The sequence below is a fragment of the Erwinia sp. Eh17-17 genome (genome assembly GCF_039675725.1).
In the GTDB taxonomy this organism is placed as follows: domain Bacteria; phylum Pseudomonadota; class Gammaproteobacteria; order Enterobacterales; family Enterobacteriaceae; genus Erwinia.
Map to the genome: position 1 here is coordinate 939067 of NZ_JBDFQT010000001.1, position 17929 is coordinate 956995.

The following is a 17929-nucleotide window of genomic DNA, read 5'->3' on the forward strand; positions in this document are numbered from 1 at the left end:
TCTGATGTGAATTTTTAACCAATACCGTTAGCGGTGGTGCGCATCCGGGTCCGATTCCAGCTTCTGCCTGCGCCGCAGGTGGGGGAACAGCGTCATCCATATGCCGACCACCACCAGCGTCCCGACACCGCCCAGCACGGCCGCCGGCACCGCGCCCATCAGCGCCGCGAGCATACCGGACTCAAATTCGCCCAGCTGATTTGAGGTGTTAATAAAGATACTGTTCACCGCATTGACCCGCCCGCGCATCTCATCGGGGGTATCCAGCTGCACCAGCGCACCGCGAATGACCATACTGACCATATCAAAGCCGCCGAGCGCGGCCAGCGCCAGCAGTGACAGCCACAGCTGATTCGACAGGGCAAAAATCAGCGTCGCCACGCCAAATCCGGCCACTGACCCGAACATGATCATGCCGACATTTTTCTCCAGCTTATTGCGGCTGAGCCAGACGCCGACCAGCAGCGCGCCAACCGATGGCGCACCGCGCAGCAGGCCCAGCCCCCACGGCCCGGTGTGCAGAATATCTTTAGCAAATATTGGCAGCAGCGCGGTAGCTCCGCCCAGCAGCACGGCAAACAGGTCGAGGGAGATGACCCCCAGTACATCGCGCCGCTCGCGGATGAACTTCACCCCGGCAAACAGCGTCTTGATACTGGCCGGCAGGCGCGGCTGCGCGGCACGAATAAAGCGGATGCGGGCAATCATCATAATCGACAGCAGGTAGAACGCGGCGGCCACGCCGTACACCACGTCCGGCCCGGCCACATACAGCAGGCCGCCCAGGGTTGGCCCGACGATCACCGCGCTCTGACCGCTGACGGCGGCCGCGGCCGTAGCGCGGGCCAGCATCGCAGGCGGCACCAGCGAAGGCAGCATCGACTGCATGGCCGGCCCTTCAATCGCTTTAGCTACCGAGATCAGAAACACCAGCGCCCACAGCGCGTTTTTATCCGACCAGTGATAAAAGGTCAGCAGGATCAGTGCCAGCAGCGCTCCCCACTCCAGCACCTGCCCGCACAGCACAATACGACGACGGTCGTACTGATCCGCGAGATGCCCGGCCGGCAGTGCCAGCAGAACAGAAGGCAGGAACTGCATCAGTCCAATCATCCCCAGCGCCAGCGCGCTGTTGGTGATGGCATAGATCTGCCAGCTGACGGCGACAGAAAACATCTGGAAACCGAAAGAGGAAAAGGTACGCGCCAGCCAGAAAGCGACAAACGAAGGGTGGCGCAGTAGCGATTCGCTTCTGTCCGGGGGGGTATTACTCGACGTCATTAACTATCCCTACCTGCAGGTGCCCCGGCCAGCGTGGGCCAGGCAGCATAATGAATATTATTTTTACTCCCGGCGACCGCCGGGTAGCTGATGATTATGCCAGAGAATTCTGCGGCGTCAGGGCGTGAATTGTTACAGTATTAACGCCTGGAGTTATTCAGTTTATTTGAGCGTCAGCGACAAAAAATTCCGATTTTAAGTAATTATTAGCAGGCGTAGTATTATCACATCAAGGCGATACGCCTGACTGACAAAAAATACTCTGAGGAATACATTATGAAAACCATCAAAACTTTCGTTGCAGTTGCCGCTCTCTCCCTGATCTCTTTCGGTAGCTTTGCCCAGACCGTGACCGCCACGGCCTCTACCCTGTCTGCCGCTGAAGCGCAGATTGCCGAACAGGCCCAGCAGGCGGGCAGCAGCTACAAAATCACCGAAGCCAACTTTAATAACGGCGTACACATGACGGCTGAACTGACCAAATAAGTCACTTTCAGCGATAAAAAAAGCCCCTTTCGGGGCTTTTTTTTTATGATAAAGGTGACAGTGTCACTATCCTGACACCACCAGCTTCTGCAACACTTTCAGCTGTGCCACCGCCTCCTGCATCGCATCAATGCCCGTCGTCATCTCGCTGAGTTTATCCAGGTTATCACCGATGCTTTTCCGTTCCTGCGCGGTCTGGCTGCTCATGGCCGCGATGGCGTTGGCGGCATCAATACTTTCCTGCGCCATATGACGAGCGCTTTCCACAGTATCAGTCGCGACTTTACGGATATTCAGAATGGTGCTGACGGCATCGCGAATGCTGTGTGACGTGGCATCCGCCTGCTCTTTGGATGACTGCGCCAGACGGCGCACCTCGCTGGCGACCACCGCAAAACCGCGCCCCGCTTCGCCCGCACGCGCGGCCTCGACCGCCGCGTTAAGCGCCAGGATATTGGTCTGGAAAGCAATATTACTGATGCCGCTGTTAATGGTGGTGATGCCGGACGATATGGTCTCCAGCTGATCCAGCCCGGCGCTGAGCTGGTGCTGCGCCTGCTGGCTGTGGAGGGCCGCATCGCTGATCGAACGAATATTGCTTTCTGCCGCTTTCAGCGCCTCGCTCTGACTGCGGGTGGCGTTCTCCAGCAGCGGCAGTGACTGCATCAGCGGGTCCAGCTTTTGCTGATACTCCACTACCTGATTAACGATGCGGGTTTGCAGCGCGTTAAGGGCCTCCCAGCGGCGCAGCGCACGCTGGGCATAGTGACTGGCATAGGCGGCATACTGCACCGGGAAATGGCGCATCGCGTCCGAGGGACGGTTGAAAAACGCCAGTGCCGACAGCGTCTGGTTGATCGGCACGCCAAGGATTTCGCCAAAGCTGGAGAATCCGGCTGACGGAATCGCCGAAAAGAAGTGCGCCTGCGGCAGCCGGGCCTGATTCCCTGCACGCCGCAGCACGCAGTCGTTCAGCAGCATGGCCGCAGGCTGTCCGTGGAGCGCGGTGAATTTTTCCCAGTCGGCACGCGTGGCCGCGGCAAAGTCGGTCTCTTTCAGCAGATGCAGGCGGTCACCGAACTCCAGATCGCAGAAAAACTGAATGCGGTCAGGAAGGAAGCGGGCGACAGAGCGAATAAAGTACTCCTCCCCGACTTTTACCGCGAAGGTCAGTCCCTCGAGGCGGGATTGCAGGTCAGCGGGAGCGCACTGTAGCCGTTCACACAGCGCGCCGATCACATTGTGCTGACGCCCCTGAGCATCAAACAGCGAGGAAACCGTGCGCGCCACCGGGTCGGCTTCAGCCACCAGCCAGCTTTGCTGCGTCGGTTCGAAGTTCTGACTTTTGAACGGTGCAAATGACTTCCCCTGCGCCATCTGGCAAAAGACGATCACCGCCTTGCCCTGCAAAATCCGCCCGCCGTTGCCGATCCAGGTGCCGTCAAAATCCAGCGTCCCGCCTGCGGAACCGCCGATTGCCAGGCATGGAAAACGCCCGGAGGCATACCAGGCCTGCATCAGAAACCCTTCCGACGCCGATAAACCATCGCAGAAGATCAGCGCGAAGGTGCGGTCGGCTGACAGCGGCATTTTTACCGCCATCCGCTCCAGCTCACGTTGGATGGCGCTGACCCGCTGCTGCGCCGTCTGCGTATCCTGTACGTGCAGGTCAACCTCATGCACTTCATGATCGGCGATCAGGCTCTCCGGCAGCCATAGCCAGCTCCCCTGCTGGCTGGCCCCATCGCAGTAGGTACTTTGTCCACGGCCGCTGCACAGCGCACCGTTGGAAGAAAGGGTCAGCACGCTGCGGCGAGAACCGTTAAGACTCTGCCAGGCCTGACTGACGCGGCTGAATTCAGCCTGAGGTGGAACAAAACTTAACAGCAGTCCGGTGCTGCGGCGGCTTAAGCCCAGCGCATTCATGGTGACCGGAGGGTGGCTGGCGTCGAAGACACCGGCACGCGGCTGGCTGCCGCTCCGTTTTAACCGGGCGGCTGTGTTCCAGAAAGAAGATTGACTCATTATTGCCTACTTAAGGACTAAAGATGGGTGATTGGTCTGTGCAATCCATTACAGATGAAGCGAACTGAGGCGAAGAGCATGCCCCGCTGCTTTGCCGTGTATATCGGCAAAGGGAGAGGAAGCCTTAACAAAGAACGTAACAAAGCGTGACTGGATGAGGGCGGACAAATGAGCTGGGGTCGCTTTAGCGATCACGTAATCCCCTTCAACCGGCAGCAGGTCAGGGTGGAATTCAGACGTGAATATGCTTATCGACCTGATGGCCGCAATGTCGCATAAAGACTGGCTGAGCCGCCGCCAGCGGCAAAAACAGGGAATTGAACGCGCACACACGCTGGGGAAATATCGGGGCAAACAGGCCGATCAGGAACGGCACCAGAAAGTCATGTACTACCGGCAGGTAAAAAAACTCAGCATCCGCGAAACCGCAGACGCCACAGGCTACAGTCCCTCCCAGATATGTCGAATTCAGGCGCTGTATCGAAATATCCAGTCAGAGGTAGAGTAGCTACGTTGTGACTACGCTATACAAGGGATATGATTTTTCTGGCTTTTTCAAAGTGGTCCAGCTTCATCTCCATGATCCACCATTGGGCTACTTCCATAAGTAATTCCGGGTTATCATTCTTGTTGGCAAAAAAAGCATAAAATGACACGCCAACATCATCCCCTTTAGCCGCAATTTTGGCTTCACATATCTTCACTATCTTCGCCCGAATACTTGCTCTCATTACCTGTCCCCGATGATTACTGAGGCTCATACTATCACGTAGCGGCGAACGAGAAGAACAGGTCAAAACCTGGCCTTACCGTACAATAATTCTCGATATCCAAACTGACCCCTAAAACACAGAACACACTGGCGGGATGCTATTCGTATCCTTAAATTGTCAGCGTTTCTATCTGCTCGTCTGTCAGGTAGAGGATCCCCATTTGGAAAGCGTATTCGAAATTAGATGACATCAAAGTTGATGTTAAATCTCCAAATGGGACTTATACTTTAGGTACTGATGTGACAGCAACCAAGGCTGTTGATTTAATAGAGGATTGGCTCAAAGGGCAAGGGTTAATGTGATGATTGATAATAAATTAATTGAAATTGATAATTTTTTATCCACTCCATCATTTTTTGATTTCCTTAAATCATTAAATGCTGATAGCGCATTGAATTTAAGAGATAAACCGGATTTTGATAATTGCTGGATGAAGGAATTTAATTCATTGGCAAATGAAAAGATTCAGAATGATGATATTGAATTTATTGATTCTTTAAGAGAAAAGGCATTTAAAAACTCATTCAGAGTGATTAATAATTCTGAGATATCCTCACGTATATCTGATGATCTTGAGTTAATTTCCAAAAGTCTCGTTGTCGGAAAAGAAAATTGTTGGTCGGTCACTTACTTATGGTCATCTTATAAAAATGGAATATTTCCCAAATAATTAAATACCTGGGTGCCGATTTTACAGCCTCATTTCACCAACCCGATTGATTTAAACCGGTACGAGTTTCAGGTTTTATTTATTTACCAGGATGACAGGGGAAATAGCCTTCCCATCGCTGCACAGATACCATCCCATGACAGAAAGGTCGCTCAGGCGGCCTTTCTGCTTTTTCGCACGCGGACCAGGCATTCAGCCTGGACTGCCTGGTTCATGAGGCATGGTACCGTATAATGGGGTTCTACGCCGGAATCCCATACAGTGTTTACTGCTTGTCAGACTGTTCCAGATACTTAGTCAGGAAATGCTGGGGGGGAGTGTCGTTCGCGAGACCATCGCTGTACGAGATAAACATTTCTTTATTCTCTCCGGGCAAATATAACTCACCATGATCTTGGTTCAGAATCAGGACCACATAAGGTTTGCCGTCGACCATGGTACTGTAGCGTTCATCTTTGGAGGTTTTCTGGACAGCCATTTTCTGAATGCGTCCGTCCCAGTCATTGTCCACGTTGCTGACCTGCACCAACGCCTGATGTTCGGTGAGTTCGCCAAGCCGCAGCGTGCGCACTTCAATACCTCGCGGACCAATGTAAGCATCCATTTTGTTGCCAATAAGCGGGCGCGGCACTTCATCGGCAGCCACGACAGAGGTAATAAGGAAAGCTGAAAGTACCAGTAAAGAAAAATTCCATTTATTCAACATCATTGATTTCCAAAAGGAGATGGGAGTGAGGAGCACGCAGCTCGAAACGTTGAAAAGCCGAGCCTGCCGATTAGCTTACATCTTTTCGCGTTAGTTCTGTTTGTTCACTTACAATTTCCCATAATATTTAAAACTGGACATGACCTGCCCACAGTATCGCATTTAGATTATCCTATTAGACAAAATCCCCTGAAAACACGGTGGAGCTGGTGGCACAGCACAGCGGTTTTTCATCAGCCATCGTGCTGCGACGCCATTTTAAAAAGCAGTTTAATACGTCACCCGCCCGCTATCGCAGCGAGTTCCGTGGCCGTCCTTAAGCATGCTGCCGGCTTAACGGGATCACCAGCGGGGTGCCGTAAAACGGGTCGTCAATAATGCGGCAGTTCAGGTCAAAGACGGTTTTGACCAGGCTTTCCGTGAGGATCGCCTGCGGGGCACCTGCGGCCACCACCCCGCGCTGGTGGACGGCCACCAGATGGTCGGCATAGCGACAGGCGAGATTCAGGTCGTGCAGCACCATCACGATGGTTTTATTCTGCTGGCGGTTAAGTTCCTGCAGCAGGTCGAGTACCTCTATCTGATGGGCCAGATCGAGAAAGGTCGTCGGCTCATCCAGCAGCAAAATAGCGGTGTTCTGCGCCAGCGTCATGGCGATCCATACCCGCTGGCGCTGCCCGCCCGACAGCGCTTCCACCGGGCGGTCGGCCAGCGCGGCCGTTCCGGTGCGCTGCAGGGCGGCATTCACTTCGGCTTCATCCTGTGCTGACCACTGCTGTAACCAGTTCTGCCAGGGATAGCGCCCCAGACTGACCAGCTGGCGCACATTAATCCCTTCCGGGGCCTGCGGATTTTGCGGCAGGATCGCCAGTTCGCGCGCCACCGTAACGGTCGATTTTTGCTGAATATCGCCGCCGTTGACCTCTACCGTACCGCTCTTTGGTTGCAGCAGGCGGGCAAACGAGCGCAGCAGCGTGCTTTTGCCGCTGCCATTGCTGCCAATCAGCACCGTTATCTTTCCCAGCGGCAGGTCGATGTTCAGGTCGTCAATAATGGTCTGATTCTGATAACTCAGGGTCAGACTGCGGGCGGCGATAGCCGTCATAGCTCAGCTTCCTTCATGACGTTGTTTGATCAGCAGATATAAAAAGAACGGTGTCCCGAGTACCGCGACAAAAATCCCGGCGGGCAGATCGGCGGGCAAAAACAGCACCCGGCCAATAAGATCGGCGAGGATCAGCACCATCGCGCCGACCAGCGCGCTCATCAGCGCCTGCCCGGTGAATCCGGCGGAGACCAGCCGCTTGCCGATATGCGGGGCAATCAGCCCGACAAACGCCATCGCGCCGCCCCAGGCGATCGCCACACCCGCCAGCGCCACGCTGACCAGCAGCAGGCCGCCGCGCTGCCACTGTATGCGCACGCCAATGCCTCCCGCCAGACTCTCATCCAGCTGCTGCACCATCACCTGACGCGCCAGCCAGATCAGCGCGGGCAGGATCGCCAGCAGCCAGGATGCCAGTGAGACCGCCTGTGACCAGGTGGCACCGTACACACTGCCGGTCAGCCAGACATAGGCCGACAGCGTGGTGGTCAGCGGGCTGAATACCAGTACCAGCGTGGTCACCGCCCCCAGTAAGGCCGATACCCCCACGCCAATCAGCACCAGCCGCAGCGGAGAAGCGCCCTGCTGCCAGGCCAGCAGCCAGACGCTGCCCGTTGCCAGCCCGGCACCGGCCATCACCGCCAGCGGCAGCAGACTGTCGCCCAGCGTCAGGCTGAAAAACGCCAGATAGAGCACGGCGGCAGTACCGGCACCGCTGGTGATGCCGAGCAGGTCGGGTGACGCCAGCGGATTGCGGATAATACTTTGCAGGATCAGCCCCGACACCGCCAGCGCGGCCCCGACCAGCCCCGCCAGAACAATGCGCGGCAGACGCAGCTGCTGTACGATAAACGCCAGGCCACCGGCGTCATCGCTGAACAGTAAACGCAGCACGCCCACAGGTGACAACGTCACTTTTCCCTGACTCAGTGACAGCATCATGACCAGCAGCAGCGCGCCAAGCGCCAGCAGCACGCGCCGCAGCGTCGTCAGATTGATCTGACGTGAGAATGGCCCGCGCCGCAGGGTAATAATCTTATCCATAGCGTCCTCCCCGCCGCGCCAGCCAGATAAAGAACGGCGCACCAAACAGCGCGGTCATCACCCCGACCGGAACCTCCTGCGGCAGGATCACCACGCGCGCCAGGATATCGGCCAGCAGCAGCAGCAGCGCCCCGCCCAGCGCGCAGCCCGGCAGCAGCCAGCGATGATCCACCGACAGCCCCCGGCGTACCATATGCGGGACGACCAGTCCGATAAAACCGATACTGCCGGCCAGCGCCACGGCGCTGCCTGCCAGCACGATAATCAACCCGGCCAGCAGCAGACGAATGCGTCCGGCGTTCTGCCCCAGCGCGGTGGCAATATCTTCCCCGGCATTCAGCACGTTGAGCTGCCCGGCAAACAGCAGCGCCACGGCCAGCCCCAGGCTGCTGAAGGCCAGTACCGGCCAGGCCGCCGACAGTTCGCGTTCGGTCAGCGATCCCGCCAGCCAGAACAGCAGCGTATCCAGGCCCTGCTGGTCGATCACCAGCATTGCCTGGCTGAAGGCGGTAAACAGCGCGGTGATTGACGCGCCCGCCAGCACAATACGCAGCGGATTCAGACTGCCGCGCCCTGCCGTCCCGATGGCCCACACCAGCGCTCCCGCCAGCGCCGCCCCGGCAAAGGCGCACCACAGTAAAGCGTTAAGGGAAGAGAGTGACAGCAGCGAGCTGAACAGAATAATACAGAAGGTCGCTCCGGCGTTGATGCCAAACAGGCCGGGTGACGCCAGCGGATTGCGCGTCAGCGCCTGCATCAGCGCGCCCGCCACCGCCAGGCTGGCCCCCACGGCCAGCGCCATCAGAGTGCGCGGCAGCCGGGAGGTGGTGACCAGAATATGCTGCAGGTTCATCGGGTCGTGCCGGGTCACTGCCGCAATAACCTGCGGCAGTGAAATCCAGCTGGCCCCGGTCATCAGGCTGAGCAGCACCGCCGCCAGCAACAGCAGGGCCAGCACGCTAAGTTTAAGCGCCTGATTCATACCGCCGTCCCGTTCAGCAGCAGACGTTCAACATCATCCAGCACGGCAAGGGCAGCGATGATGCCCCCCGACAGTACCCAGGTCACGCTGTCTACCTGCCATACCTGATGCTGCCGGGGCGCCTGCATCTGCCGCCAGAGCGGATGCTGCACCAGCGACCGATAGTTATCCCGCACCACGGCTTTTTCCGCGTGCAGCATCACAAAGAACAGATCGGCATTCACGACCGGCAGGCTTTCACGCCCGCTGAGTTTGATCGAAACCCCCGGCGCCTGGCTGGCGGCCTCATTCCAGGCGAAACCCAGCTCACTGAGGATGGCACCGGGAAAGCTCTGCGGCAGATAGCTGCGCAGGTGGTCAGCGCGAATATCCAGCACCGAGACGGTCGGTGGCCAGTGCGGGGAAAAGTGCTGCTCCAGCAGGCCGCGCAGGCGAATAACGCGCTGCTGCCAGCGTGCCAGCAGATCGCGCGCGCCCTGCTGACGGTTGACCGCCACGCCGACGGCCTGAACGGTTTCTTTAAACTGGTAGACGTTGTCCAGCATCACCAGCGGCGCGATCTGTTTTAACAGCGGAGCCAGCGCCTGATGGCGAAAGCGCGAGGCAATAATCACGTCCGGGCGCAGCAGGACAATGTCTTCGAGGCTGGGCTGGGTTTCCAGCCCGACGTGCGGCACCTTCTCCAGTGCCGCACGCAGGTAGCGGTAGGTGGGTTTTTCACTCCAGGAGTCCACCACCGCGCAGGGCGTGATCCCCAGCGCGACAGCGGCATCCGTCGCCCCCTGGAACAGGGTAATCACTCTGACTGCCGACGCAGCCCTGGCCGGGGCCAGCACGCAGGCAGCCAGAATGCCCGCGCCCAGCCGCAGCAGATGTCGCCGGTCGGGGCAGTGTATGTCCTCAGAAATCAACGTTATAACCCAGCGTCACCGTACGGCCACGGCCGGAGAAGTAGCGGTCCGGCTCCACCAGCGCACTTTGTGAATAGTAAGTGATGTACTGTTTATCAAACAGGTTGGAGACCGCCAGATTGACCTGACCACGGGGCAGCTTGTAGCCCACGGCGGCATCCACCAGCGCGTAGCCGGTGAAGTCTTTCTCTTCTTCGTCAAACTCGCGGCTTAGCGCCCAGTTAGCCTGGATAAAGGAGGTCCACTGCGGTGACCAGTTAGCCGACCAGCTGGCGATAATGCGGTCCGGCGACACGTTCAGGCCATCGAGTTTGGCATCGAGGCTGCCGTTATCATCACTGTCATAGCGGCCGCGCATGTGGGAATAGCTTAACTTCAGACGGTGGTCGTCATTGACCGCGTAACCCAGCGTGCCTTCAAAACCGTCAATCTCAGTTTTCTCGCGGCGCGTGACGTACATATCGCCGACGCGATCGACGCGGCTGCCGAGTTTCGAACTCGACTGGTAGTAGCTCAGTTCAAAATCAAACGGCTGATGCTGCACGCGGAAGCCGTACTCGGTATTTTCCGTGACGATGGGTTGCAGGTTGAGGAACGTTCCGGCGCTCATTCCGGGCTGATTAATACCGCGCAGTACGCGGCCCACGTCCGGCATGGCGAAGCCCTGCGAATAGTTAGCAAACAGGCTGAGAGGCTCCACCGGCGTCCAGACCGCGCCGACGTTATACAGGGTTTCGTCGAAGTTCGGTTTGCCCCCTTCCACCGTCACGCTGTTTGCGCTGGCAATGGTCTGATAGGTGTCGATATCCAGCCGGGCATATTCGTAGCGTACGCCACCGGAGAGTTTGAGTGACTCCACCGGAGACACTTCCAGCTGTAAGAACGGCGACAGATCGGTGTATTTAATTTCCGGGACGTAGGTACGTTTGGTGCCCCACAGATCCTGCTTCGACTGGTCGAACAGCGTATCGAACCCCAGCGTGACCTTCAGGTAGTCGTCCCAGAGGTCGTCTTTGGTCAGCGCCATTTTCGTGCCGTATTTGGTGGTGACGGCGCGTGACTGATCGTACAGGGTGCCAACCGGTGCAATAGCCGCATCCTGGAACGAACCGGACAGAGTGGAACCAAACAGCGCTTCGTAGTGCTGATAGTAAGCCAGGGCTGACAGTTTCATCCCGGCCAGGTTGTAGTTGTCGTAGGTGACCGCCGTGTTCCACACGCTGTTGTGCGGGGCATCCCCTTCGGGGGTGCCTTTGATGGAGGTGGTCGGAATACCACGGTCGCGGTCGCCGGTGACGCTCAGATAGTCATTCTGACCTTTCAGCTGGTAATAGCTGGCGCTGAGCTGGATGCGCTGGTCGTCGTCCAGCCAGTAGCCCACCTTCCCCAGCAGGTCATAGGCGCGCGAGTTCATCAGGTCGCCCTGGGTGTTATCGACTCCGACCGGACGGTTGTTGCCGTCAAGGTACAGCCCCTGATCTTCATAGCTGGCCGAGAACAGATAGTCGACATACTCTTCGCGCCCGTCTACGGCATAGGTGGTTTTATAGCTCATGGTGTCGCCTTTCAGCTGCGACGTGGGCGATGTGGCCTCCACCCCGAAGTGCTGATTCATCGAACCGGGTTCCGGGCGTTTGGTGATCAGGTTAATCACTCCCCCCGCCGCGCCGATGCCGTTACTGGCATTGGCGCCGTGGATCACCTCAATGCGTTCAATCATCGAGGCATCAATGGTGTGCATTTCACGCCCGGTCGGCCGCAGCGGGTTTGACTGCGGGATGCCGTCAATCATTACCAGCGGTATCCGGCCACGCAGGGTTTCACCGCTGCCGCTCATTTTCTGGCGGCTGGGAGAGAAGGACGGCAACAGGTTGCTGAGGATCTGCGAAGTATCAGAGGTGATCTGGCGCTGCTGTTCAATCTGCTGTTTGGTAATAATTGTCACTACCTGCGGCGAGTCTTTCTTCTCGCTGGCAGTTCGGCTGGCACTGACGACCATCTCCCCGCCGCTGTCGGCGGATTCTTCAGCATAAAGTGGCCCTGCCATCAACAGCGGCATCAGCGAATATAGCGCCCTGACTTTCATCTCACGATCCTTTTACCTGGGGAAAACCCGCCCTGTGAGCAGGCTAAATGCACCTGACGGTGCCAGTGAAAATGCGAATGCGATTATTATCATTATCATTTACGGTAACAACCGGAATAATTAGACATTTTTACTTACGTGTTCCTTACAAGGAGTGGAAATATCGCAAGAACCAGGTTAACTCATTAATAAATATCAATTTATTCCAGAAAAGAGATTCGGCGTGCAGGGGCACTTTTTTAGCCAATAATGTGATGAGCATCACATTTAATCGTCTCAAAAATCACCAGAAGGGTGTCAGATGATGGCAAAACGCGTCTGTTATTGTTCTTTCGCCGGTGAATTAATGCATTCCACTCACCCTGCCTGTCCGTTGTGAGATGGCGCCGCATCCGTCGGCGCCAGTCAGTATTACCGCCCTACCCGACGCTGGCTGTTGAACAGCGCCACGGCACTGAACACCGCCAGCAGCATCAGGTAGTAACTTGGTGCCAGGCTGGATCCGGTCATGGCGATCAGCAGAGTACAGATCAGTGGAGCAAACCCGCCAAAAACCGTGACCGCCACGTTGTAGCTGATGGCCATGCCGCTGGCGCGGGTTGCCATCGGGAACAGGTCCGCCATCATTGACGGCACGGTCGAGAAATAGACCGATTTCAGCAGTGCCATCCAGCCGACCAGCAGGATCAGGGTCGTGGGCGTGGTGTTATTCGCCACCATTTTAAAGGCCGGATAAATGGTCAGCGCCAGCAGGATCAGCGATCCCCACATCAGCGGCACGCGCCCGACTTTTTCCGCCCACAGCCCCATCAGCGGCGTGACAACGGTAAGAATAATGCCCGCCACCAGCGTGGCGGTGAAGGCCGCCGAGCCGGGAAGGTGCAGGGTTTTGGTGGCATACGTCGGCACATAGTTCAGCATGTAGTTAACGCCGGTGGAGATCACCATCAGACCCATTGCCAGCAGCAGCAGGGTTTTCTGACGGCCCATCAGGTCCTTGAGCGGCGCATGGGATTTGGGCTGCGCCACAAAGCTGGCGGGTTCATGCACGTGGCGGCGAATATATAGTCCGACCGGGCCAATCAGCAGGCCAAAGGCGAAGGGAATGCGCCATCCCCAGTCCTGGATCTGGGCTTCTGTCAGCCAGGCCGTCAGGCCCAGGCCAAACGCCGAGGCCATCAGCGTGCTGGCTCCCTGCGTGGCAAACTGCCAGCTGGCGATAAATGCCCGGCGCTCCGGGAAGTGTTCGACGAGGAATGCCGTTGAACTGCCGAATTCGCCCCCGGCGGAGAACCCCTGAATCAGACGCGCCAGCAGGATCATGATCGGTGCCAGCAGCCCGATGCTTTCATACGAGGGCATCACGGTAATGATCAGACCGCCCAGCATCATCAGGGTAATCGACATCAGCAGGGCTTTCTTGCGCCCCACCCGGTCAGCATAAGCCCCCAGCACCACCGCACCCAGCGGGCGGATCAGGAACGAGACGCCAAAACTGCCGAAGGTCAGCAGCAGTGACACCGACGGGTCCTGCGTCGGGAAAAAAGCATGGGCGATATAGCTGGCAAAAAAACCATATACCGCAATATCAAACCACTCCAGCGCGTTACCGACGCAGGTGGCAAACAGGGTTTTATACAGGTTCGGTGTTAACGCCTGCGGTGGCTGAACGATGGTGCTCACTGGCCTTCCCCCTGTGCGCGGTGCGCACGATGACGGGCGAGCAGCGTGTTGCCCTGCTCGCCTAAATCCCAGAACAGACCGGTCATAATCTGTAAACCTTCTCGCGCTATCGACTTCAGCATATGTTCATCGACGGCGTGCTGGCCGCAGGCCGGATAGGAGTGCGGGATCCACAGCGTGGGCAATCCCAGCGTCTGGGCGAAAACGTCATTCGGCAGCGAACCGCCAAGGTTCGGCAACAGCGCCGGTTTTTTACCGCTGGTCCGGGCAATGATCCCCAGCGCCCAGTCCACCAGCGGATCGCCCGGATCGAGACGGGTGGCCGGAGAGCCGCGTAATACCTCGACCTCAACCTGGTGAAAACCGTGGGCGTCAAGGTGCTGGCGCAGATGCGTGCCAATGTTTTTCCAGTCAGTCTCTACCACGAAACGCAGCTGGCACACCGCCGTGGCGCTGCCGGGGATGGCGTTCATCGGACGCGCCGGGTTGCCCGTCAGAAAAGACAGCACCTCCAGCGTATTCCAGCCGTACAGGCGTTCGGTCGGCGTCAGGCCGCTCTCGCCCCAGTTCGGGTTAATCTGCGGACCGTTTTCGTCGCCCACCTCAATATCACTGAGGATCGCTTTTACCGCCGCACTGATGGCCGGTGGCTTCAGGGCGGCTACCTGTAGCTGACCGTGCTGGTTCACCAGGCAGGCCAGCGCATTAGCCAGCTGGGTACCCGGATTAGTCAGCAGCCCGCCCCAGTTGCCGGAGTGGTAGTCGCGATCGCGAGCCTGAATGCTGAGACGGAAGTTGACCGCACCGCGCGAGCCGAGAAACAGCGTCGGGCGCACCGCGTTCAGGCGTGGGCCATCAGAGGCGATAAAAATATCGGCCTTCAGCCGTTCGCCGTGGCGCTGACACAGCTCCTTCAGACCCGGCGAGCTGATCTCTTCGCCCATTTCAAACAGGAATTTACAGTTAAAGCCCAGCCTGCCGCCACGGGCGGCGGCCACCTGTTCCAGCGCGGCGATATTGACCGAATGCTGGCCTTTGTTGTCGGCGCTGCCGCGGGCATACCAGCGGTCGCCCTCTTCCACCAGTTCCCAGGGCGTCAGGCCGCTGCGCCAGTTTTCATCGTCGCCAAACACGACGTCACCGTGGCCGTAACACAGCACGGTCGGCAGCTGGGGGTCTTCAATGCGCGTGGCCAGCAGAAAAGGACGCTGCAGCGCCTGCGGGTTCGCCAGCTGTTCGGTGCTGAAACCCAGCGCCTGCATCGCCGGAACCATCTCCTCATCGAGGTACCGCTGGATCACGTCATCACGATCGTCACGCTGGCTTTCACTGCGCAATGCCACCCGGCGTGCCAGTACCCGTCTGAATTCGCCACTGTCAAAGTACGCCGTGGCCTGCGCTACCGCCTGTTCACCTGTCATTGTGTCTGCCCGTTTTTATGATGTTTGTTTTATGTTTGCCACTCCGTTTTAAGCTAGAATTCAGCCTTGCCACAATCATCAAATAATCAAACAAGCATTGCTTTAAAGGCAAAGCAGCGATGCACGAAAAGTGAACATGCACCCGCAAGAGGCAAACTGATGCACAGCAGTGAAATTCGCTATTTTCTCGCCGTCGCTAACAGCGGCTCACTCAGCGCCGCCAGCCAGCAGCTGTTTGTCGCCGTCTCTGCCATCAGCCGTCAGATTCAGCGGCTGGAGGCCAAAGTCGGCGCCCCGCTGTTTGAGCGCCACGCGCGCGGCATGGTGCTGAATGACGCCGGGCAGATTTTTGAGAACCACGTGCGTAAAAGCATGATGGATATGGAACATGCCATTGCGGAGATCAAAGGCCTGAAAGCGGTGAGACGCACGGCGCTGCGCGTGGCCTGTACCGATGGTATGGCGTTCAGCCTGCTGCCGGTGCTGTTTACGCAGTTTCGTCTGTTACACCCCGGCGTCAGCTTCCATCTGACGGTCGCCAGCGCGCTGGAAGTGGCTGATATCGTGCGGCGCGGCGAGTGTGACGTGGCGTTTCAGTTCAGCCTTTACCCGGAGCGCGGCGTGGAGGTGGTGGCAGCCTGGCCCGCGCCGGTGCTGCTGGTGATGAAGCACAACCATCCGCTGGCGCAGCAGCAGGTACACCTCAGTGACCTGCTGACCTACCCTCTGGCGCTGCCGGATGCGGGGACCACGGTGCGCCAGCTGTTTGACCTCTCCTGCCGCATGAGCGGCACCTTTGTCGAACCGGCCCTGACCTGCAACAACTTCAGTACGCTGTATACGTTCCTGCTGCAGACGCCGCTGGCAGTCACTATTTGCAGCCAGTTCACGGTGATGTATCAGGCGGTTGAACACGGGCTGGTGCTGAAGTCGGTGGGTGCCGATCAGCTGAGCCAGCGATCGCTACAGGTGCAGACCGCTATCGGCCGCAAGCCGTCGGCGGCGCTGTCGCTGTTTGTTGACTTCGTATGTCAGGAGTTAAAGCGGCAGGATGACACGATCAGGGCGAAATTTGATTTTTAAGACGCTGCGCGGCGCCAGAAAAAAAGGTCGCCCCCCCACGGAGGGCAACCCGGTTTTTTTATTTCACATCCACCGGATAGAAAATATGCTTACCAAACGGATCCACTTCATAACCCGTGACTGACTTGCGTACCGGTTCGAAAATGGTCGAATGCGCAATCATCACCGCCGGGGCCTGATCGTGCATGATCTGCTGTGCTTCGCGGTACATCACCACCCGCTTCTCGTGATCCTGCTCGGCGCGGGCCTGGGTGATCAGCTTATCAAACGGCGCATAGCACCATTTCGACGAGTTGGAGCCGCCGTTGGCGGAGGTGCAGCTGAACAGCGGTCCGAAGAAGTTATCCGGGTCCCCTGTTGCCGTCGTCCAGCCCATCAGAGCCGCCTGATGCTCGCCGTTTTTCACCCGTGACAGGTATTCTCCCCATTCGAAGCTGACAATCTTCGCTTTGATACCGACTTTCGCCCAGTCGGCCTGGATCATCTCCGCCATGCGTCGCGCATTCGGATTGTAAGGACGCTGTACCGGCATCGCCCACAGGTCGATGGTGGTGCCAGGGGCAATTCCCGCCTCTTTCAGCAGCGCTTTCGCCTGCTCCGGGGAATAATCATAATCTTTCAGATCCTGGTCGGCGCTCCACACCCCCGGTGGCAGCAGGTTTTTCGCCGCCGTGCCGGTGCCCTGGAATACCGCTTCGATAATCGCCGGTTTATTAATCGCCATGCTCAGCGCCTGACGCACTTTAACGTTATTCAGCGGGGCTTTTTGCGTATTGAAGGCGAGGAAACCGGTGTTCAGTCCGGCTTTCTGCATCATGGTGATATCGGGATTCTCCTGCAGACGCTTGAGGTCGGCAGGATTCGGGAACGGCATCACCTGGCATTCATTTTTCTCCAGCTTGGCGGCGCGCACCGAGGCATCCGGGGTGATGGTGAAAATCAGCCGGTCAAGCTTTGCCTTGCCCTGCCAGTAGCCGGGGAACGCACGGAACAGGATGCGCGAGTCTTTCTGGTACTGCGCCAGCTCAAACGGCCCGGTGCCAATCGGTTCACGGTCCACTTTCTCCGGGGTGCCCGCTTTCAGCATCGCATCGGCGTATTCGGCTGACAGAATCGAGGCGAAGTACCAGCCGAGATCGGCCAGGAACGGTGCTTCCGCATGGGCCAGGGTAAAGCGCACGGTGTGGTCATCAACTTTATCAATGCCTTTCAGCAGCGTGCCGAACTCCAGGCTTTCAAAGTTGGTGTAGCTGCCGTTGGAGACGTTGTGATAGGGGTTGGCCGGATCTTTCTGACGCATAAACGAGAAGATCACGTCATCGGCGTTAAAATCACGCGTGGGCTGGTAGTTTTTATTGCTGTGGAACTTCACGCCCTTGCGCAGATGGAAGGTGTAAACCGTGCCGTCCGGGCTGATATCCCAGCTTTCCGCCAGCGAGGGGATAAGCTGAGTGGTGCCGGGCGTAAAGTCCACCAGGCGGTTATAAATCGGCACCGCGCTGGCATCCACGCTGGTGCCTGAAGTGTACAGCTGCGGGTTAAAGTTTTCCGGCGATCCCTCAGAGCAGAACACCAGCGTTTTCGCCGAAACCGCTGACGCCACGGTCAGCGCCAGAGCCGCCAGTACCGTGCGCAATACCACTTTCTTCATCTCCATCCTCGCTTTTTATTTG

The 17929-nt window shown here is 57.8% G+C and carries 16 protein-coding genes and 1 pseudogene; 5 read left to right on the forward strand and 12 right to left on the reverse strand.

Annotation, left to right across the window (positions count from 1 at the left end; translation table 11 throughout):
• Positions 1-27 precede the first annotated feature (27 nt).
• On the reverse strand, positions 28-1281 hold the full coding sequence (locus ABEH87_RS04135) for an MFS transporter (RefSeq protein WP_346574150.1): 1254 nt from the start codon (positions 1279-1281) through the stop codon (positions 28-30).
• Positions 1282-1557: 276 nt separating this feature from the next.
• On the opposite strand from ABEH87_RS04135, the gene ABEH87_RS04140 reads away from it, so the two are divergent.
• Positions 1558-1767, forward strand: coding sequence for a YdgH/BhsA/McbA-like domain containing protein (locus tag ABEH87_RS04140; RefSeq protein ID WP_346574152.1), 210 nt, complete (start codon positions 1558-1560; stop codon positions 1765-1767).
• Between the two features lie 66 nt (positions 1768-1833).
• On the opposite strand, the gene ABEH87_RS04145 is transcribed toward ABEH87_RS04140, so the two are convergent.
• Positions 1834-3792 carry a methyl-accepting chemotaxis protein gene (locus ABEH87_RS04145; RefSeq protein WP_346574154.1) on the reverse strand — a complete coding sequence of 653 codons (1959 nt, stop codon included), beginning with the start codon at positions 3790-3792 and terminating at the stop codon, positions 1834-1836.
• A 241-nt stretch (positions 3793-4033) separates the two neighbouring features.
• Between ABEH87_RS04145 and ABEH87_RS04150 the strand changes: the two are divergent.
• Positions 4034-4300, forward strand: a pseudogene (locus ABEH87_RS04150) (resolvase); the annotation flags it as partial.
• A 16-nt stretch (positions 4301-4316) separates the two neighbouring features.
• Here ABEH87_RS04150 and ABEH87_RS04155 read toward each other — a convergent pair.
• Positions 4317-4523, reverse strand: a complete 207-nt coding sequence (locus ABEH87_RS04155; protein WP_346574155.1) for a DUF6500 family protein — start codon at positions 4521-4523, stop codon at positions 4317-4319.
• A gap of 343 nt (positions 4524-4866) precedes the next feature.
• Between ABEH87_RS04155 and ABEH87_RS04160 the strand changes: the two genes are divergently transcribed.
• Positions 4867-5235, forward strand: coding sequence for a hypothetical protein (locus ABEH87_RS04160; RefSeq protein WP_346574157.1), 369 nt, complete (start codon positions 4867-4869; stop codon positions 5233-5235).
• 265 nt (positions 5236-5500) lie between these two features.
• Here ABEH87_RS04160 and ABEH87_RS04165 read toward each other — a convergent pair whose 3' ends face one another.
• Positions 5501-5944 (reverse strand): hypothetical protein, encoded by a 444-nt coding sequence (locus tag ABEH87_RS04165; protein WP_346574159.1) that lies wholly within the window; start codon positions 5942-5944, stop codon positions 5501-5503.
• A 197-nt stretch (positions 5945-6141) separates the two neighbouring features.
• On the opposite strand from ABEH87_RS04165, the gene ABEH87_RS04170 reads away from it, so the two are divergent.
• On the forward strand, positions 6142-6261 hold the full coding sequence (locus ABEH87_RS04170; protein ID WP_346574161.1) for a hypothetical protein: 120 nt from the start codon (positions 6142-6144) through the stop codon (positions 6259-6261).
• Here the strand turns inward: ABEH87_RS04170 and ABEH87_RS04175 are convergent.
• The 7 genes from ABEH87_RS04175 to ABEH87_RS04205 form a co-directional block, all read right to left on the reverse strand.
• On the reverse strand, positions 6258-7046 hold the full coding sequence (locus ABEH87_RS04175; protein ID WP_346574163.1) for an ABC transporter ATP-binding protein: 789 nt from the start codon (positions 7044-7046) through the stop codon (positions 6258-6260). The two genes, ABEH87_RS04170 and ABEH87_RS04175, sit on opposite strands and share 4 nt — an antisense overlap.
• 3 nt (positions 7047-7049) lie before the next feature.
• Positions 7050-8090 carry an iron ABC transporter permease gene (locus tag ABEH87_RS04180; protein ID WP_346574165.1) on the reverse strand — a complete coding sequence of 347 codons (1041 nt, stop codon included), beginning with the start codon at positions 8088-8090 and terminating at the stop codon, positions 7050-7052.
• On the reverse strand, positions 8083-9072 hold the full coding sequence (locus ABEH87_RS04185; protein ID WP_346574167.1) for an iron ABC transporter permease: 990 nt from the start codon (positions 9070-9072) through the stop codon (positions 8083-8085). Before ABEH87_RS04185 ends, ABEH87_RS04180 begins: the two co-directional genes overlap by 8 nt.
• A complete protein-coding gene (locus ABEH87_RS04190; protein ID WP_346574169.1) occupies positions 9069-9983 on the reverse strand; it encodes an iron-siderophore ABC transporter substrate-binding protein in 915 nt (304 codons plus the stop codon). Before ABEH87_RS04190 ends, ABEH87_RS04185 begins: the two co-directional genes overlap by 4 nt.
• On the reverse strand, positions 9973-12069 hold the full coding sequence (locus tag ABEH87_RS04195) for a TonB-dependent receptor (protein ID WP_346574171.1): 2097 nt from the start codon (positions 12067-12069) through the stop codon (positions 9973-9975). Before ABEH87_RS04195 ends, ABEH87_RS04190 begins: the two co-directional genes overlap by 11 nt.
• A 411-nt stretch (positions 12070-12480) precedes the next feature.
• Complete coding sequence (locus ABEH87_RS04200; protein ID WP_346574173.1) at positions 12481-13752, reverse strand: MFS transporter; 1272 nt, start codon at positions 13750-13752, stop codon at positions 12481-12483.
• On the reverse strand, positions 13749-15173 hold the full coding sequence (locus ABEH87_RS04205) for a M20 family metallopeptidase (protein ID WP_346574175.1): 1425 nt from the start codon (positions 15171-15173) through the stop codon (positions 13749-13751). Before ABEH87_RS04205 ends, ABEH87_RS04200 begins: the two co-directional genes overlap by 4 nt.
• Positions 15174-15332: 159 nt before the next feature.
• Here ABEH87_RS04205 and ABEH87_RS04210 point away from each other — a divergent pair, with 159 nt between their 5' ends.
• Positions 15333-16256, forward strand: a complete 924-nt coding sequence (locus ABEH87_RS04210) for a LysR family transcriptional regulator (protein WP_346574177.1) — start codon at positions 15333-15335, stop codon at positions 16254-16256.
• A 58-nt stretch (positions 16257-16314) separates the two neighbouring features.
• On the opposite strand, the gene ABEH87_RS04215 is transcribed toward ABEH87_RS04210, so the two are convergent.
• Positions 16315-17907: an ABC transporter substrate-binding protein gene (locus ABEH87_RS04215; RefSeq protein WP_346574179.1), complete on the reverse strand. Its 1593-nt coding sequence runs from the start codon at positions 17905-17907 to the stop codon at positions 16315-16317.
• Positions 17908-17929: the final 22 nt, after the last annotated feature.

Coding starts and splice junctions, on each gene's coding strand:
- ABEH87_RS04135 (WP_346574150.1), bottom strand. CDS start 1,281: ATGACGTCGAGTAATACCCCCCCGGACAGAAGCGAATCGCTACTGCGC.
- ABEH87_RS04140 (WP_346574152.1), top strand. CDS start 1,558: ATGAAAACCATCAAAACTTTCGTTGCAGTTGCCGCTCTCTCCCTGATC.
- ABEH87_RS04145 (WP_346574154.1), bottom strand. CDS start 3,792: ATGAGTCAATCTTCTTTCTGGAACACAGCCGCCCGGTTAAAACGGAGC.
- ABEH87_RS04155 (WP_346574155.1), bottom strand. CDS start 4,523: ATGAGAGCAAGTATTCGGGCGAAGATAGTGAAGATATGTGAAGCCAAA.
- ABEH87_RS04160 (WP_346574157.1), top strand. CDS start 4,867: ATGATTGATAATAAATTAATTGAAATTGATAATTTTTTATCCACTCCA.
- ABEH87_RS04165 (WP_346574159.1), bottom strand. CDS start 5,944: ATGATGTTGAATAAATGGAATTTTTCTTTACTGGTACTTTCAGCTTTC.
- ABEH87_RS04175 (WP_346574163.1), bottom strand. CDS start 7,046: ATGACGGCTATCGCCGCCCGCAGTCTGACCCTGAGTTATCAGAATCAG.
- ABEH87_RS04180 (WP_346574165.1), bottom strand. CDS start 8,090: ATGGATAAGATTATTACCCTGCGGCGCGGGCCATTCTCACGTCAGATC.
- ABEH87_RS04185 (WP_346574167.1), bottom strand. CDS start 9,072: ATGAATCAGGCGCTTAAACTTAGCGTGCTGGCCCTGCTGTTGCTGGCG.
- ABEH87_RS04195 (WP_346574171.1), bottom strand. CDS start 12,069: ATGAAAGTCAGGGCGCTATATTCGCTGATGCCGCTGTTGATGGCAGGG.
- ABEH87_RS04205 (WP_346574175.1), bottom strand. CDS start 15,173: ATGACAGGTGAACAGGCGGTAGCGCAGGCCACGGCGTACTTTGACAGT.
- ABEH87_RS04210 (WP_346574177.1), top strand. CDS start 15,333: ATGCACAGCAGTGAAATTCGCTATTTTCTCGCCGTCGCTAACAGCGGC.
- ABEH87_RS04215 (WP_346574179.1), bottom strand. CDS start 17,907: ATGAAGAAAGTGGTATTGCGCACGGTACTGGCGGCTCTGGCGCTGACC.